The organism is Terriglobus sp. 2YAB30_2, assembly GCF_052114765.1.
Classification (GTDB): Bacteria; Acidobacteriota; Terriglobia; order Terriglobales; family Acidobacteriaceae; genus Terriglobus.
In genome coordinates this window covers 228,093-245,407 of record NZ_JBFRFJ010000005.1, presented here as the reverse complement: position 1 = coordinate 245,407, position 17,315 = coordinate 228,093, and the positions used below count along the sequence as shown (strand labels likewise).

Below are 17,315 nucleotides of genomic sequence, written 5' to 3'. Positions count from 1 at the left end.
CCTAATACTGTGGTGTTGGATAAATCCGCGAATGCCGTTTTCTTTGCGGAAAACGGCGCGAACAGCCAGCACTTCGCTCTACACCTTTAGGAGAATTGCTCTAGCCGGAGTGCAAGTCTGACCTCAACAAGCCTCCCGCCCATGCAGGCAATTCACTCAGAGCGAATTGCCTGCATGGGATCAATCCCGGAGGCACGTAATGCGGGAAGCAGCGATGCTGCGCTCGCTACACATGCCAGCGTAAACGTCGCTCCAGCAAAGATCCATGGATCACGCGTCGAGGTTTCATAAAGAAAGCTCGTCAATACGGTAGAGAGCGAAACTGCAACCGCCAGCCCGGCTCCGCAACCGATCGTGGCCACCACTGCGTTCTCCCGGAAGATCATCGCCATCACGCGCCGGCGCTGTGCTCCGAGGGCAATGCGGATTCCGATCTCGTTGGTCCTTCGCGCCGTCGTATAGGAGAGCGTTCCGTAGAGTCCGATCGCCGTTACCAGCAGCGAGCATCCAGCGAAAAACACTCCTAACAGAGCCATCATCCTCTCCGTGCTGATGGAGGTGTCGACAACCTCATCCATAGGACGGATGACAGGAGCTGGAATAGATGGCACAAGCCTAGCCGCTAATTCTCTCGAGAACTGCACCAGAGGCTGCCACGGTCCATCGATACGCACTATGGCGTTGAGGGAAGGCTTTTGTTGTGGGTCCTGCTGCATCGGGACATATCCAGCCGGTACTGCGGGACCCCGTACATCGCGATACTTTGCATCTCCCACCACGGCCACGACCTCATACGCGGTCTTGTCCTTATCCACGATCTGCCGGCCAATCGCGCCACCTTGAGGGAAGAACAGCTTTGCCGCCGAACGGTTCAGAATTATCTTCAAACCCGACGCTTTCGTATCGGTCCAGGTAAATGCACGTCCCTGAGCCACGGGGATGCGCATGGTGCTGAAATAATCCGGTCCGACGCTATTCAGCCAGAGCATGTGACGTTCGCCACCCGGAGCTGCATAGCGCCCGTTCCAGCCTCTGTGCGAAAGGGGAATAATAAATTGGAAGCTCACATCCTTCACGCCCGGCGCCGTCTTCAGACCCTCCCAGATCTGCCGATACACCTCCATCAACGGCTCTCCATCCAATTGCTGCTTGTCCATGCTGAAAGGGATATTGATCACACCATGTGGCTCAAATCCAAGGCCCGAGCGATACAAGCGCACCAGACTGGCGGCCAGCAGCGCCGCACCCGAGACCAGAATGAGCGCCAGAGCCACCTGGGAGGTCATGAGCAGACGCGGGATCAATCTCGTCTGTCTGCGCTGTTGTTGCGCGTGCTGGCCATTTTTGATCTGCTCATTCAGATCTCCTTCGGTTGCGCGCCACGCAGGCATCAGGCCAATCAGGACAGCAGCAATGAAAGCGACCGCGGCGGCAAAACCATAGAGACGCCAATCCGGAGAGATATCCAGCACCATGCTGTCAGGTCCGCTTCCTCCAGAGAGCATCGCCGCCAGTACATGGCCCACAATCGGAGTGAATGCCATGCCGAGCCCGGTTCCCAGCGCCGCCAGTAACAGACTTTCAATCATGAGCTGCCGAATCAACCGCGATCTTGTGGCCCCCAGAGCCCGTCTCGTCGCCAGTTCCCGTTCTCGCACGGCTCCCCGCGCCAACAAAAGGCTTGCCAGGTTAAGGCATGCCAGCAACAGCAACCCGCCACACATGCCAAACATCATCAGCAGAGGTTTGCGAAATACGGAGCGGACATAGGCAAACCCGTTCGATCCGGGTTCGGCTGCGAAATGGAAATGATGCTGCTCTTCATCCTTGATCCAGTCGGCTTCGCCTGTCGACGCATGCAAAACCCCCGTCGAAACGGCTTGCAAGGCAGCATTCGCCTTCTGTAGATCGACGCCTGGCTGCAGCCGTGCCATCACCGTCAACCACCAGGCGTGTGTGCCGCCATGAAGGTGGTCTCGCGGAGCATCCATGATCGGATCGGCGGACAGGGGTGCGTAGATCTGCGGTTGGTGCGTCGGGTCTGCTCCCGTAAAGCTCTTAGGGATAACGCCTACCACCGTAAACGATGCGTTCGCAATCACCAAACGTCGACCGACTACGTCCGGAACGCCATTGAACCAGCTCTTCCAGAAGTCTTCGCTGATCACCACGGCGAACCCTGAAGAACCGCCGCCTTCCTGGTCGTCAACCGGCGTAAGATAACGCCCCATCACCGGCTTTATCTGCATGGCAGGAAAGTACTGCCCACTCACCATCACACCGTGGACATTGATGTTCCCCGACTCTCCCCGCACCTGGAGTGTGTCATTCACAAATGCGAATACATTCTGGAAGACGTCGCCCTTGCCTTCGAGGCCACGAAAGAACGGGGTGCAGAAGGAGTAGCCGGGCTGCGGGCCTCCCTCCTGAGTGCTCAGAACCACCATCTGCTGGGCATGCGGTACCGGCAACGGCCGCAACAAAAGGCTATCGATCAGCGAAAAGACTGCCGTATTCGCGCTCACCCCAAGCGCAAGGGTCGCCAGAGCAACAGAAGTAAATCCAGGTGACTTCCAAAGCAGACGCAGAGAGAACCTGACGTCACGCGTGAGCTCTTCGACAATTCGAAAGCTCCAGACCTCACGCAGGCGTTCCTGCCATCGATGTGTATCGCCGAGCCGTACGCGGGCGGCACGTTCTGCCGCGGGCTCCGACATACCTTCCCGGAGATACTTCTCCCGCAGCCGCTCCCGATGGAACTCAAGTTCCTCGGACATCTCACTCTCCATACGACGCCTTCGGAACAGAGAACTCAAACGCCCAAGAAATGCACTGACTGCAGGGAGCATCGTAGTTCCTCCTCAGGAAGACTGCATGACGAACGCGACTGCCGCCGAGAGCCGTGCCCAACGCTGCGACTCCGAATCGAGCCGCTTCGCTCCCTCAGCCGTCAACCGGTAGAACTTGGCGCGGCGGTTGTTATCAGAGGCGCCCCACTCTGCATTGAGAAAGCCGCGCATCTCCAGCCGATGGAGCGCAGGATAAAGCGCTCCTTCCTCCACCTTCAGCAACTGGTGTGAGACATGGTGAATCCACTCCGCGACAGCATAACCGTGCTGCGGTCCCCGCGCGAGGGCTTTCAGAACAAGCATCTCCAGAGTCCCCTGGAGCAGTGAGCCGGAATCGGCGTTTTCTTCCCTAATCATCTTAGGGGAAGACAATAGACGACGATGCCCCCTTCCGTCAACTCCTTACCGATGAGGACCGGATGCCTCCGGGGCAAGTGCATAGAGATACGCTTCAAGAACTCCTTCGTCAGTGTTCACTCGCACCACGACGCGCACATAGCCAGGGCCTTCAAACTCATCAAGACGCCCCCAATGAGCGGGCAAATCAGAAGACTCGAAGATGTGCACCGCAACCTCCGGTCCGTTCTTGTCGAGAATGAGTCCGGGATAGCCGAGTGCCGCACCCCAACCGCTGTCATAAAGATGGCCGCGAACAACACCCGTCAGCCAGCGCCCCTTGAGCCCCGCCAGTTCGTGGTGGTTGGGTTTACCCGGCGCCAGGGTTCCGTAGCTCGCCAACCGTATCGTTGCTTCTGTTGAGGCCATCGCCTTCGCTCCCGATATCCGGTTTCTTCTGCACAAAGATGTGAAGGGAGAAGACAAAAGGCCCGCTCGATGGCGGGCCTTCGTCTTCTCTATTGAACAGCTAGAGCATTTTCCCTGTGGGTGTAGTGTAGGGATTCTGCATCTATGGGCGTTTTCCGCAATGAAAACGCCGCTGCACGTCCCTCACGGGATACCCAGTAACAGGGAAAATGCTCTACACGTGCATCTTTAGCCACACCAGCAGTGCTGCACCTACGATGATGCGGTAGATGGCAAACGGCGTAAATCCACGGTTCCGCACCCACGCGAGGAACCATGCCACGACGCCGTACGCAACGATAAACGACACGACGAAGCCAATCGCCAGCACCACCCAGTCGTGTCCGGTCATCACCAGCGGAGTGAGCGTCTCGCCGGCCTCCGCCTTGGGATGCAGCGCCTTCAGCAGCGAATAGCCGGTCGCAGCGATCATCGTCGGGATCGAGACCAGGAAGCTGAACTCCAACGCTGTCTCGCGGTTCATTCCTGCAAGCTGGCCGGCGGCAATGGTCGACATCGAACGCGAAGTGCCCGGTACAGCCGCACTGAGGACCTGGCATAGACCGACCCAGATGGCCTGGCCAAGGGACATATTGTCCACATGGTTGGTACGTGAGGTCTGCTTCGAGGCCCATGTATCGACAACCCACATCACGACACCGCCGATCACCAGCGCCCAGGCGATCACCGCCAGATTCTCAAGATTCTTTCCAATCACCTTGTCCAGAATCTTTGCCGGAATCGCCGTGCAGACAAAAGCAATCAGTGTAAGTGAGACCGGATGAGTCAGCACCGTCTTATCGCCGCGCTTACCCTTGGGGAAGGTGTGCAGGTAGCCGATGATGCGATGCCGGAAGAGCAGCAGAAGCGCCAGAATGGCGCCAAGCTGAATCACGATGGTGTACATCTTCCAATAGGCGTCATCGAGCGAAATATGCAGCAACGCCTCTGTAATACGCAGGTGAGCGGTGGAGCTCACCGGCAAAAACTCAGTCAATCCTTCGACGATGCCAAGGATGACACTCAACAGATAATCGTTCAAATAGCCCCTCCGGCTGCCAGAGTACGTGAATCGTTCTCACTCCAGCCTACCTGAAAGGGCATTAACTGCTGCTTAAAGCATTTTTCCTGTTGCTAGGGTATTCCGGTAGAAGAGTGCAGCAGCGTTTTCATTGCCGAAAACGCCCATAGATGCGCAAGCCCTACACTACACCTGCAGGAAAAAGCTTTAATCGCGGTCGTTTCCGTAGACAGGAATCCCCTGCTGCAACCTGTAGATCAGCGCCGAGCCGCGCGCAGCCCAATCTGTCGAGCCAAAGCGAGACTGTAACTGGTCATTCAACGAGCTGGCATGAGAGGCCGCGTTATCGGCCTTCTTCTTGTTCTCCTCTGCCAGATACATGCTGCTCACGACACCTTGACGATAGACCGCCTGCCAGAGCGCTTCAGCCGTCTTCGGACCGTCCGGATACTCCTTGGCATATTTCTCGTAGTGCTCGGTCTCTTTATCGGGACACTTTGGCAGGCCCTGCCAGTCACCGCATAATTTCTGGTCGATCAACTCATACGCCGCCATGGCGGCATACTTCGAACCGGGAAAGTACTTGATGACCTTCTTCAGCTCATCCTCATACAGACGCGGACGCAGATTGGGATCCTGCTCCTTAGCCGACGGCAGCGTTGCGAAATCTGCCTTCTGTATCTGCCAGCGGATATCCGCCGATCTCCACGCTGCTTCTCCCGCCAGTGGAGACTGTGGGAAATATTCGAACATGCGCTTGTACAGGAAATGGGCCACCGCAGCCGCGTCCCTCGGCGCATGCGGTGCATATGCCTGCGACTCAGCAATGACTGCCGCGCCGAAGATCAACCTGTCACCGTTCGGAGTCCCAGGACCGACGACTCCCTTGTCCTTGATCCATCCGCTCACCGGCGACGATTGGCTGTCGTCCTGAATCTCTGGAGCGTCGTAGTCATTCTGCTCCGGCTCGTCCGTATTAGCGAAGACACGCACCCATCCCGGAGAACGGTCCATGATGGTGACTTCGTGTCCGGGTGTCACAACGCTCACGCGCTGCGATCCATCTTCGGCGGCCACATACACATTCGCCGTATGCAACACCGTCGCCCGCGCCGCGCCCTGGTACTGCGGCGGCAGCTTCGACTTCTTCTGCGCGCCGCACACAGAGGCGGCACAGATCATCATCCCAATCACAAGCCGCTTCATCGTCATACCTCTATAGACGGTCCACACGTCATCCCGACGCAAGGTGAGAGCGCCCTAGCGCCCCTGCAACTGCGCCTTCAATGCCGGATCGATATTACCGCCACTCAACACCACAACAACCTTCTTCGTCCCGGCTGGCAACTTCTCCGGGTGGAAGAGGGCGCCCGCCAGCGTCACTGCACCGCTCGGCTCCGGTACCAGGTTCGTCTCGTTCAGATAAACCTTCAGCGCCGCAACGATCTCTTCTTCACTCACGGTGAAGATGTTGTCGGTGTATTCCAGTACGTGGGCGAAGTTCAGCACGCCCAGGCTCTGCGTGCGCAGGCCGTCCGCAATGGTACGCACTGTCTTCTCCGCCGGCCACTCCACCAGCTCTTTCTTGGCAAAGCTCTCGGTAGCATCTCCAGCCACCTCCGGCTCAACACCGAAGACCTTCGCCGAGGGCCTCATCAGCTTCACCGCTGTGGAGATACCGCTCAGCAGACCGCCACCGCTCACCGGGCTCAGTACGACGTCGACATCCGGAGCCTGCTCCACAATCTCAGCACCGCAGGTCGCCTGTCCGGCCACGATGTATGGATCGTCGTAGGGGGGCACCATTGTGTATCCGTGCTCAGCCTCGAGCTGCTCGGCCTTCTCCTTGCGCTCTTTGCTGGCGGGACCGACCAGCACTACCTCTGCTCCCAAAGCAAGGGTCGCCTCACGCTTCACGATCGGAGCGTTCTCCGGCATAACAATGACAGCCTTCGATCCCAGCTCCCGCCCGGCATAAGCCACACCCTGGGCGTGGTTGCCGCTGGAGTAGGTAATGACGCCGCGGCTCAAGGATTCCTTGTCCAGAGATGCGACCTTGTTGAAGGCGCCGCGCAGCTTGAAGCTGCCGATCGGCTGCTCACTCTCGGCCTTGATCCAGATCTCGTAGGGAAGTTTCGATGCGGCTTCCCCCTCGAGCTTGTACAGCCCGGTCCGTACCGCTACCCCGGCAATGCGCTTCTGCGCAGCCTCAATCTCCGTCAGCCCGATCAACTCCGTCGCGATCATCGTTCTCGTTCCCCTTCTCTACAGAGTCTACTGCTCCGCCCGGCGCATCATCCTGGCGATGAAATCCACCAGCCGCCACGCATCTGTCGCGCCCGGCGAATTCCCCATCTCTACATGCGAGATCAACGGACTGACCAGAGCACCCTCCAGCACCTGGGGTCGCAGCCCTTGCGCCAGCCACAGTGTCTCCGCCGACGGAATCACATTGTCGGCCTCACCATGCAGCAGGAAGACTGGTACGCGCACAGCCTGCAGATTGCGGTCCGACGAGACCACCTCCATCTCCCGGGCATGTTTCCTCTCGTTCGCCGCGAGCAGGGTGACTGTTCGCGCATCAGTTGTCCGCAGCAATTGCGCTACAACTACGCGCTGCGCGGGTGTCAATGTCCGCAACGCTTTCTGCTCCCCCGCGTCGTCCTCGTAGAGGTGCTCCTTCAGAACGGAGCTCAACGCCACCCGATCTGCTGCCGAGGCGAAGTCCTCCATGTGTTCGTACTCCATCACCAGGGGCCCGTACTCGTGCGCCGCTAGAGTCTGGACCGATCCGTCGGGACGAATGTCCTGTCCTGTACGGTAGTACCGCGCCACCCGCTGCATATTGGCCTGCGACCCGACAGCGAAGACCATCTTCATCTCTGCGGCGTACGCGGGCTGCTCCGCGGCCAACAATGCAAGTCCACCTGAGAAACTCAGTCCCAGCACGCTCACCTTGCCGCCGGTCTGTTGCGCAAACCATCGCGCACTCTCACCTATCGCGGAAACGCTCTCCGGCCCGATGCGGTAGTCCGCAATCGCCGGAAGCTCTGGGGTCAGCACCTGCAGCCCGCAACTCGCCATTGCTGAAGCGAAGAGCTCCAGCCGAGGCTCGTTCATCCCAAGGTGATGGACCCCATGCACAATCACCATGCCAGGCGCGCCGCTTACCCCCGCCGGCGAATACAACCGCCCGCGCAATGTGCCATTTGCCGTGGGGACAGCAACATCCTGCGTCAGAACATTTGAAGCCGTCACCGCCCTCACCGGCAACGGAATCGGCTCATGACTAAGCGTCTTCAACACCGCTACCGCCTGCAGCCGAGCCTTAACCCAAGGCCAGCTCGCAAGTAACACAACGACCACAAGAGCCAGCGCTCCCAGGGAATACCGCAACCATTTCGTCACAGAACCATTCAACTATTCAACGATTCAACCATTCAACTGGTTAATTGAAGAATTGAATGATTGAATAACCAGCCGTACATTCCCCTTATTCAATGATTCAATTATTCCTTCATTTAATTAAGAAGTGACTTCCTTCACATAGAGCTGGTGCTCCACACGCGGCGGAGCTTCGCCTTTATGCAGCTCCCATAGGCGATCGCGGACCTTCGCATCCGCAGCGGTCATCCTCTCCCGGGCCCGCAGGTGATCGAGCCAGCTCTCCATGACGAAGGTCTCTTCCATGCGCTCCGGGTTGGCAGCATCGCGAAAGACTCCCCAGCGGATGGCGCCGGTCCGCAGCCGGACATTCTCCATCTTGTGAATCAAGCGGGTGAACTCGGCGTAGTTTTCCGGAGCGACAAAGTACTCAATCACGATACGCACCGGCCCATCCTCGAGCTCCGGCTCGAGGACAAGTTCCCGTGCCGGCCGGCGCCATACGTACGGCCCAAGATCGGGCAGCTTGCCCTGCAGGATATGGAACCGCAGCGCAAACGGCAGCGTCACAGCCATGCCAATCGCGCTGGCTGTCATCGCGACGGGCACCGAGCTGTGCTCCGCCACATAGCCCCACACAGCACTCCCCAGCGCCAGTCCTCCCTGAAAGACCGTGAGATAGGCTCCCAGCGCGCGCGCCTGCACCCAGGCAGGCGAGACCAGCTGCACGCTGGTGTTCAGCGTACTCATCGTGGAGGTCCAGCAGAAGCCGCCCACCAGTAGCACGGCAATCGCCACCGCCGGAATCGGCACCCAGGCCAGCAGCAGCAGAATGGCGATATAGACCACTGAAGTGACGCGCAGAATGGAATCTGCATTGAATCGCGCCCGGATGCGTGGCAGCAGCACCGCACCAACCACGGCCCCAGCCCCCAAGGCTCCATTCAGCACGCCGTATCCCATCGCTCCCTGCTTCAGCTCGCGGGCGGCAATCGCTGCCAGCAGAGCCCATACGGCACTGACAAAGAAGGTAAAGAGGAAGGCGCGTATCAGGCTTGCCTGCAGCTCCGGAGCAAAGCGCAGATAGCGCAGACCGCTGCGAATGGAGCCGGCTATCCGCTCCGCCGGCAGAGCGCTCTTGAACAGCGGTTTACGCTTCCACCGCCACAGCACCCAGATCACCGCAGCAAACGATGCTGAATTCAGTGCAAAGACCCATCCCGCACCGGTGGAGGCCTTCACAAAGGCCGCCACCATCAAACCGCCCAGTGCAGGCCCCAGAGCACGCGCCAGGTTATTGCTGACCGAGTTCAGGCTGACGGCGTCGGGAATCTGTTCGCGCGGCACCAGCTCCGGCACAATCGCCTGCCATGCCGGATTGTTCATTGCGGCGCCGATATTCATCAGAAAGGTAAGAACCAGCAGCTGATACGGTCCCACAACGCCGGCAAAGGTCAGCACCGTCAGCAGTCCGACCGTCACCAGCATCCAGCTCTGCCAGAAGATCAGGAGTCGGCGCCGCTCAAAGATGTCAGCAGTGGCTCCCGCCAGCAACCCCAGCAGTAAAACCGGAAGGCTGGCGGCGGTCTGCATCAGCGCGATGAGCAGGGGCGAGCCGGCCGAGAGTACCGTCATCAGCCAGGTGCCCGCCGTGTCCTGCATCCAGGTCCCCAGATTGCTGACCGTGGAGGCGATCCAGCGGTCGCGAAACAGAGGTATCTGTAACGGCCCAAAGCCGTGCACCGGCCTCTTGGGGCTCTCCGCAATACTCTCCTGCGTCTCCAAATGAGTCTCCTTTCTCTTTGATGCGATTCATCACCAAAAGCACGCAAGTGCCTACCAGTGCAACAGTTGCCACTCAGAAAGCTGGCGTTACCGATGGTTACGGGCGTACCCTGTTCGCAATGGCTTTTCTGCGTTATCTCATTGCTTTGCTGGCAGTAGGTGGCATGGTGGTCTCCGGGTTGGCGCTTCGTGTCCATCTCCAAGACCCCAACGCCGCTCCACCCTGTGCCGTAACAGAAAAGTGGGACTGCGGAGCCGTCAATCACTCCCGCTTTGCCGTTTTTCCCGCCGCATCCTTCGGAGAGGACCCGCGTCATGGGAAACACATTCCAGTCGCAGTTCTCGGCCTGGGCGGCTACCTCCTCATCGCCGTTCTTGCTCTCACCAAACTCGATTTCTTTGCCTTTGAAGCCGCACAGATCGGCCTGTTCTTTGCTGGCATCCTCAGCTATCTCGAAGCCTTTGTGCTCGAAAAATGGTGCATCTACTGCGTCTGGTCCCAGACCATCATCGCAGTCATTACTGTTGTCGCCGCCATCAACTACCTGGTTGTTCGCAACCGCCGCAAACTGATCTACTAGCAAAGTACTCGCTGACACAATAGAAAAAAGCCCGGAGCGCTCCGGGCTTTTCTGTGTCCACAGGACATCACTGCTTCGCGAGTTCCTCAATAAATCACTGCTTCGCGAGCGCACCAATCCCATCAAGCTGCTGCAACTCGTTCTCCGGCAAAACCAGTTCCGCCGCCGCCAGATTCTCCCGCAGATGCTCTACCGATGAGGTTCCTGGAATCAGCAGAATGTTCGGCGAGCGATGCAGCAGCCATGCCAGAGCCACCTGCATCGGTGTCGCATTCAGCCTTGCCGCGACCTCCGATAGCGTCGAAGATTGCAGCGGCGTAAATCCACCCAGCGGGAAGAACGGCACATAGGCAATTCCTTTCGCAGCTAAATCATCGATCAACGCGTCATCCTCCCGCGATGCCAGGTTGTACTGGTTCTGCACGCCGACAACCGGAGCAATGGTCAGCGCTTCTTCGACCTGCCTGGCGGTCACATTGCTCAATCCAAGGTGCCGGATCAGGCCCTGTTGCTGTAGCTTCGCCAGAGCCTCGAAGCGCTCCGCAATGGAACCTTCGGTCGGCGAGCTCACGCCGCCCCACACACGCAGGTTCACGACATCCAGTACATCGACACCGAGATTGCGCAGATTGTCGTGGACGCCCTGCACCAGCTCCGCAGGCTCCTGTGCCGGCAGCCATTCACCCGCCGGCCCGCGGACACCACCTACCTTCGTCACAATCGTCAGGCCGGTGTAGGGATGCAGCGCCTCGCGCAGAATCTGGTTGGTGACATGGGGGCCATAGAAATCCGCCGTATCGATGTGATTCACACCCCACTCCACTGCATCCCGCAGCACCGTTACCGCCATGGCGCGATCCTTCGGTGGACCGAAGACGTGAGGCCCGGCAAGCTGCATCGCGCCATAGCCCATGCGGTTCAGGGTGATGCCGGTTCCAGAAAGTGTGAATGTTGTCTGCTGTCTCTCGCTCATGCTTTCCCTCCAAATTGCTGCGACGTGTGTTTAGATGAAGGAACCTTCAGCTTTGGAGTTCGCATTTGCCCACGACCTCTCCACGCACGCTGCAGCCGCGAAAAATGCCCGTTCAGGAGCGTTCCGCCGCCACCGTCGATGCCATTTTGCAAGCGGCTATTCAGGTTTTGGTCTCGGTCGGCAAGGAACGGCTGACCACGACACTTGTAGCCATGCGCGCAGGCGTCTCCGTGGGAACGCTGTATCAGTACTTCCCCAACAAGAGCGCGCTGCTACAGGCCAGTCTGAAGCGCCATATGCACGGTGTCAGCACATCCGTCGATCACGTCTGCAAGGAATACCGTTCCGCCAGCCTGCTCACGATGGGCACGGCGCTCATCGGTGCTTATCTCAGCGCCAAGATGCACAACGTTAAAGAGAGCGCAGCGCTCTACTCCGTCAGCTCTGACCTGGATGGCCTCGCGATCGCCAAGGCCGCCGGCGCACGCGGACGCCGCGTTGTCGCCGAACTCTTCGCAACCGCAAGCGAAGGTCTCACCAAAGATCCGGAGGTTGTCGCCACCATGGTGATGGCGGCGCTCAACGGAGTCTCACGCAGACTGCTGGAGGCGAAGTCGCCGGAACGCGAACTCGCTCCCCTGCGCGAAGAGCTACTTGTGCTCGTGCGTGGATATCTGCTGACGTGTATTCCATCAACGCAGACAACATAGCGAGAACCCATGCACCGGGTGCCCCATCCATCGCGACGCGATGGGTGGGATTGTCTCGCACGGTACGCGACGGTTTTTGTTTGTCATTTCGTAGCGACCGCAGGGAGTGGAGAAATCTGCTTCTCTACCCACACCTTTCACCGGGCGCCAAGATATCCCACCCATCACGTTGTGATGGATGGGGCACCCAGTGTATTCGCTCGCTGGATTTGTCGATACGCCTTAGAGACTATTTCTTCTTTGCAGCCTTTGCCGGAGCTTTCGCGACAGCCTTCTTCGCGCCCTTTGCTGCAGCTTTTGCGGGCGCCGGCTTAGCCGCCGCTTTCTTCACGGGCGATTTCGCAATAGCCTTTGTTGGCGCTTTCACAGCAGGCTTTGTTGGCGATACCTTCACTACGCTCTTCTTCACCGGCACCGGAGCCTTCTTCTCAGGAGCCTTTTCTTTGACCGGCGCGGCCGTTGCCGCCGGCTTCTTCGCAACCGGAGCCGTCACCGGAGTTTTGGCCGGCGATACCTTTGCAGGTTGCGGCTTATGTTCTGGCTTGTGTTCCACCTTCACCACTGCAGGTTTGGGCGCTTCCACATGCTTCGGCTCTTCCTTCGCCACAGCCTGGGCCTGGGCCTGAGCCTCTGCTTGCTGTTGCCTCAGAGCATGCACCACCACACGCAGCATCTCTTCCTCCGGAGCAGGCTTACCTGTCCAGATCTCGAACTGCCTTGCTCCCTGGTGGACAAACATCTCTACACCGGTGATAACCGGAATGCCCTTCTCCCGCGCCGTGCGCAGAAAAGGCGTCTCTACCGGGTTGTAGACAAGGTCAAAGACCAGATCCGCGTGCATCTCTCCGGGCTCGAGGATGTGGGTCAGCTTATTGCCCTTCATCCCCGCGGGGGTCGAATTGATGATCAGGTCGAAGTGCGTCTTACCGATCAGCTCGCGCTTGATGGTCTTCGCCCCGGCCTGCTTGGCCAACTTCTGTGCTGTCTCCAACGTGCGGTTGTAGATGGTTACATCCGCGCCCTTTTCCTTCAGGCCGAAGACCGCCGCGCGTGATGCCCCACCCGCGCCCAGCACCAGCACCTTGAGCCCGCGGATGGGCCGCCGGCGCTCAACTGGGCCGACGATGCCGCCTACATCCGTATTGAAGCCATAGAGCTTCCCGTCCTGGGCACGCACGATGGTGTTCACCGCGCCAATCTTGGCTGAGAGCGGATCGGTCCGCTCCAGGTGCTCCAGGATCTCCTGCTTCAATGGCATCGTGACCGAGAGCCCGTGAATCGGTACCGTCTGCACCATTTTCAAAAGATCGGTCAGCTTGGACGTCTGCAGCGCCAGATAGACCGCGTTTACCGTCTCGCGGCGGAAGGCGGTATTCAGCATCAGGGGCGAGAGCGATGACCGCACCGGATTTCCAGCCACACCATAGATCTTGGTTCCGGCCGCAATGTGATCGATCCTGTAGTTCTCTACCAGGGCACGTGCAGGAATCTGACCGGGAGCGGTGGCATCTTCCACGCTCGAAGCGGCAAAGGTAAAGGCTGAGCCGGCACGCACACCCAGCACACGCGAGATGACACCGTACTCTCCCATCGAGATGCCGATGACATTCCCCGCCTCACCGTACTTCTCCAGAAACGAGAACAGCGTCAGGTTATCCGCGAGCGAACGCGCCGTCGGCACCACCTTGATGAAGTCCGGCTGGAACTTCTGGATCCGTTCATAGACGGAATCGAGGTCGCGGGTCGTTTCAAAATCGTGATAGCTGATGATGATTGCAGCACCGGCCGCCCGCAGCTTGTCCAGGTCGGCATGCTTCATCGCTTCGGCCGACTCGATCTCAAGATCGATCAACTGGCTTCCGCCTGCCGCTGCCTTTGCCAGGATCTCTGCCTCCTCTGAGAGGCTTCCTGTAAATCCACCGCCATTCGGTTTCCGGCGGCAGGTAGTAATCGCGGTCACTAGAGGATTTGCTTCCAGAAACGCTTTCAGGCGCGGTAATGCGGCAGCGGGATTCGGCAGTGAATCCAGCCGGAACTCCAGAAACGGATGCTCCGGAGCCGCAGCTTCAGCCTTCTGGAAAAGCTCGGCCGGGCTTGCACCCTGCAGAGCAACGCAGACACGGCCAAGACGCGAACGCAGCGACTGCAGGGCGAGGTTCGGTGAGGAAGAAGTCATTTTTCTAATCGCGCGTATGGTATCGTCGCTGGGCTTTGGATGCAAGCCATTGATGCATAGACTCTTATTCGCCCCCTCCACAAACTCCCAATCGCTCTGTATTTCCGCATAAAATGCGCTTAGAGCATTTCCCGGTTGCTGGGTATCCCAGAGAGGCGTGCAGCGGCGTTTTCATTGCAGAAAACGCCCCCTGGATGCGGAAGCCCTACTCTGGACCTACAGGGAAAATGCTCCAGCACTCCGTTCGTCATGAGCCAGACATTGCCAACCCGCGTGGCCGCCATCCTGGCGTCTCAGGCCGCGTCAGCCGCTATACAGCATGCCCTGCTGGCTCCCGAATTCGCGCTTACGCTCATCGATTCCGACCACTGGCGCGGCGTACCGGCGGATGCTCTTCTGGTAGAGGTCGAGGACGACCTCTCAGTGCTCCGCAACATCTGCGACGGGGTGACCGGAACACCCATCATCGTCCTGCTCCGTTCCGCACGCGCCGACCTCGCCTTTGCCGCCTCCAAGGCCGGCGCAAAAGAACTCATCACCCTTCCCGCCGGTCCGGACGAGATACGCCAAAGCCTCCGCGGTCTTCTGACCACACAGCCAAGGCCCCCGGAGTCCAAAGGCCTGCCAGTGCTCTTCGGCAACCACCCCCGCATGTCCGAGATTCGCGACACCATCTCGAAGGTGGCCACGACCAGCGCCACCGTGTTGATTCGCGGTGAGAGCGGCGTGGGAAAAGATGTTGTCGCGCGGATGATCTACGAACAGTCGCGCCGCTCCGGCAAACCCTTCGTCAAGGTCAACTGCGCCGCCATTCCTGACGACCTGCTCGAAAGCGAGCTCTTCGGCTACGAGGCAGGCGCCTTCACCGGAGCCACGCGTAGCAAACCTGGACGCTTCGAGCTGGCGCACACCGGCACCCTGTTCCTGGACGAGATCGGCGAGATGCAGCCGGCTTTGCAGGCCAAACTGTTGCATGTCCTGCAGGACGGAGCCTTCTCACGCCTCGGAGCCAAGCAGGACGTCGCCGTGGATGTCCGCGTCCTGTGCGCAACCAACAAGCTGCTGGAACAGCGGGTCACGGAAGGACTCTTCCGCGAAGACCTCTTCTATCGCATCAACGTCGTCACCGTACACATTCCACCGCTGCGCGAACGCCGCGACGAGATCGGGCCGCTGATCCGCCACTTTCTCGACAAGTACGCCACCATCTATGGCCGTGAGCAGGCCTCCTTCTCCCAGGAGGCGATGGCCGCTCTGCTGACCTACTCCTGGCCGGGCAATATCCGCGAGCTCGAAAACCTGTGCAAACGATTCGTCATCGTCGGCGGCGAGACCCAGATTCTGCGCGAGCTCACCTCCCGCAGCCAACACACGGCTTCAGTCCCGCTTACTGCTCCAGCTCCACTGGCCACCGCACCTTTGCCCTCACCTGAACCGGCCGCCGTCCGTCAGCCGTTCGGTACAAACTTGCTTGAGGTCGGGAGACGAGCGGCCTGGCAGGCAGAGCGACGCCTGATTCTGGAGACCCTCGAAGCTGTGCGCTGGAACCGAAAACTGGCTGCACAGCGGCTGGGAATCAGCTACCGGTCGCTGCGAAGCAAGATTGAGCAGATCGATCGGGATGAAACAACAAAGCGGCACTTGATAGCCTAAACATGGCAAATATTTGCCACCAAATCATGGCCATCTTAAGCTAGGATTGAAACAACAGCACTTATCCTGTGGAAAACAGTGGCATGCTTATTGCTGACTGCAAGGTTAAGTTCAGAGGCAAATTCTAAGTAGTCCCCACCTGATGCAGTGAATCCTAGCTTTTTGTCCCTTGCGGACACACATCTTCTACTCACTTCCTATACCCCTCCCTCACTGCCTCTCAAGACCCTCCGGAAGGAGGGTCTTCCACTTTAAGATCATTTCCATGAGCATTCTGCAGACATGGGACTTCGATTGGTTATGGCATGGATTCAGCACCCGGCTGGGGGGCGTCTCTAACGTTTACGGACGTACCGGCGACTTGAATCTCGGCTGGACGCAGGAAGATACCGATGCCTCCGTTGCAGAAAACCGCCGCAGCTTTGCCTTTACGGTGAGACAGGAGCACGGGATCGCTCCCGTGCTTACGCGCCAGACACACGGCGTTGTCATTAACCGGGTGCACTTCGGCTTGACACCTTTGGAGACCGCGGAAGGCCGAGCGGTCCTTGAGGGCGATGGCCTGATCACCAACGAACCGGGCATGCTCATCGGAGTGCAGACAGCTGACTGCATTCCCGTCATCCTGGTAGACCCGGTTCATCGCGCCGTGGGTGTCATTCATGCGGGATGGCGAGGCACTGTTGCCGGTATCGTCGAAGCCGGTGCCCAGCGCATGCATGCTGAGTTCGGCTCGCAACCGGCGGAGATGCTGGCCGCTATCGGACCGGGAATCGGCCCGTGTTGCTTCGAGGTCGGCGACGAGGTCCGCGATACCTTCCGCGATCGCTGGCCATATGCCGAGACGCTCTTCCATGGACGTAATGTGGACCTGTGGCAGGCGAATCGACGCCAGCTCTTCGACTCCGGCCTCACCGCCCAGAACATCACCGTCCTCGGTGAATGCACCGCTCACCAGACGGACCGCTTCTTCTCACACCGTGCCGAGAAGGGTGTTACGGGGCGCATGATCTCCGCCGCTGGTATCAAGCGCAGCTAATCGAACCAATCTTTCCCCTTCATTCTCCGCGAATTATTTTTTTTGAACATGTTCACAAATTCATTGACAGCCGACCTGCGCGGACGAATACTGAACGTGTTCAAAACGAGGTGAGACGATGTGGGGAGATGAATTGGACAAGGAGTCTGACGGGCTAACTCCGGCACAGTGGATTACCCATTGTTCTGGCTCTTCTGCTGGCCCTAGCTCCAAAGACGAAATCGGCCAAAGGTGCAATCGTAAAGGGCATCGCAATCGTACTGTTGACGGTGGCCCCGCTGGCGGGGGAGGGCTACCTATGCATCCTCTTCGCCTCACCCCTCTTTTTCCTGGTCGGCTT

14 protein-coding genes are annotated in these 17,315 nt (G+C 59.0%); 4 read left to right on the top strand and 10 right to left on the bottom strand.

Features of this window, described 5'->3' with window-relative positions:
* Nucleotides 1-152: 152 nt before the first annotated feature.
* The 8 genes from AB4Y89_RS10370 to AB4Y89_RS10335 form a co-directional block, all read right to left on the bottom strand.
* On the bottom strand, nt 153-2,849 hold the full coding sequence (locus AB4Y89_RS10370; protein WP_442300853.1) for an ADOP family duplicated permease: 2,697 nt from the start codon (nt 2,847-2,849) through the stop codon (nt 153-155).
* 12 nt (nt 2,850-2,861) lie between these two features.
* The gene (locus AB4Y89_RS10365) at nt 2,862-3,206 is read right to left on the bottom strand and encodes a PadR family transcriptional regulator (protein ID WP_442300852.1); all 345 of its coding nucleotides are present in this window, start codon (nt 3,204-3,206) and stop codon (nt 2,862-2,864) included.
* Nucleotides 3,207-3,251: 45 nt separating this feature from the next.
* Nucleotides 3,252-3,614 (bottom strand): gamma-glutamylcyclotransferase family protein, encoded by a 363-nt coding sequence (locus tag AB4Y89_RS10360; RefSeq protein WP_442300851.1) that lies wholly within the window; start codon nt 3,612-3,614, stop codon nt 3,252-3,254.
* 214 nt (nt 3,615-3,828) lie between these two features.
* Nucleotides 3,829-4,695: an undecaprenyl-diphosphate phosphatase gene (locus AB4Y89_RS10355; protein ID WP_442300850.1), complete on the bottom strand. Its 867-nt coding sequence runs from the start codon at nt 4,693-4,695 to the stop codon at nt 3,829-3,831.
* Nucleotides 4,696-4,881: 186 nt separating this feature from the next.
* Entirely contained in the window at nt 4,882-5,880 is a 999-nt protein-coding gene (locus AB4Y89_RS10350) for a hypothetical protein (RefSeq protein WP_442300849.1), read from the bottom strand.
* Nucleotides 5,881-5,934: 54 nt separating this feature from the next.
* Nucleotides 5,935-6,921: a threonine ammonia-lyase gene (locus AB4Y89_RS10345; RefSeq protein WP_442300848.1), complete on the bottom strand. Its 987-nt coding sequence runs from the start codon at nt 6,919-6,921 to the stop codon at nt 5,935-5,937.
* Nucleotides 6,922-6,948: 27 nt separating this feature from the next.
* Entirely contained in the window at nt 6,949-8,082 is a 1,134-nt protein-coding gene (locus AB4Y89_RS10340) for a CocE/NonD family hydrolase (protein WP_442300847.1), read from the bottom strand.
* Between the two features lie 117 nt (nt 8,083-8,199).
* Nucleotides 8,200-9,843 carry an MFS transporter gene (locus AB4Y89_RS10335; RefSeq protein ID WP_442300846.1) on the bottom strand — a complete coding sequence of 548 codons (1,644 nt, stop codon included), beginning with the start codon at nt 9,841-9,843 and terminating at the stop codon, nt 8,200-8,202.
* Nucleotides 9,844-9,890: 47 nt separating this feature from the next.
* On the opposite strand from AB4Y89_RS10335, the gene AB4Y89_RS10330 reads away from it, so the two are divergent.
* Entirely contained in the window at nt 9,891-10,424 is a 534-nt protein-coding gene (locus AB4Y89_RS10330; protein ID WP_442300845.1) for a vitamin K epoxide reductase family protein, read from the top strand.
* A 94-nt stretch (nt 10,425-10,518) separates the two neighbouring features.
* Here the strand turns inward: AB4Y89_RS10330 and AB4Y89_RS10325 are convergent, their stop codons facing one another.
* The gene (locus AB4Y89_RS10325) at nt 10,519-11,397 is read right to left on the bottom strand and encodes an aldo/keto reductase family oxidoreductase (protein WP_442300844.1); all 879 of its coding nucleotides are present in this window, start codon (nt 11,395-11,397) and stop codon (nt 10,519-10,521) included.
* A gap of 65 nt (nt 11,398-11,462) precedes the next feature.
* On the opposite strand from AB4Y89_RS10325, the gene AB4Y89_RS10320 reads away from it, so the two are divergent.
* Complete coding sequence (locus AB4Y89_RS10320) at nt 11,463-12,107, top strand: TetR/AcrR family transcriptional regulator (RefSeq protein ID WP_442300843.1); 645 nt, start codon at nt 11,463-11,465, stop codon at nt 12,105-12,107.
* A gap of 229 nt (nt 12,108-12,336) precedes the next feature.
* On the opposite strand, the gene aroE is transcribed toward AB4Y89_RS10320, so the two are convergent.
* Entirely contained in the window at nt 12,337-14,283 is a 1,947-nt protein-coding gene (gene aroE / locus AB4Y89_RS10315) for a shikimate dehydrogenase (RefSeq protein WP_442300842.1), read from the bottom strand.
* Nucleotides 14,284-14,532: 249 nt separating this feature from the next.
* Between aroE and AB4Y89_RS10310 the strand changes: the two genes are divergently transcribed.
* A complete protein-coding gene (locus AB4Y89_RS10310) occupies nt 14,533-15,936 on the top strand; it encodes a sigma 54-interacting transcriptional regulator (RefSeq protein ID WP_442300841.1) in 1,404 nt (467 codons plus the stop codon).
* Between the two features lie 265 nt (nt 15,937-16,201).
* The gene (gene pgeF, locus AB4Y89_RS10305) at nt 16,202-16,975 is read left to right on the top strand and encodes a peptidoglycan editing factor PgeF (RefSeq protein ID WP_442300840.1); all 774 of its coding nucleotides are present in this window, start codon (nt 16,202-16,204) and stop codon (nt 16,973-16,975) included.
* Nucleotides 16,976-17,315: the final 340 nt, after the last annotated feature.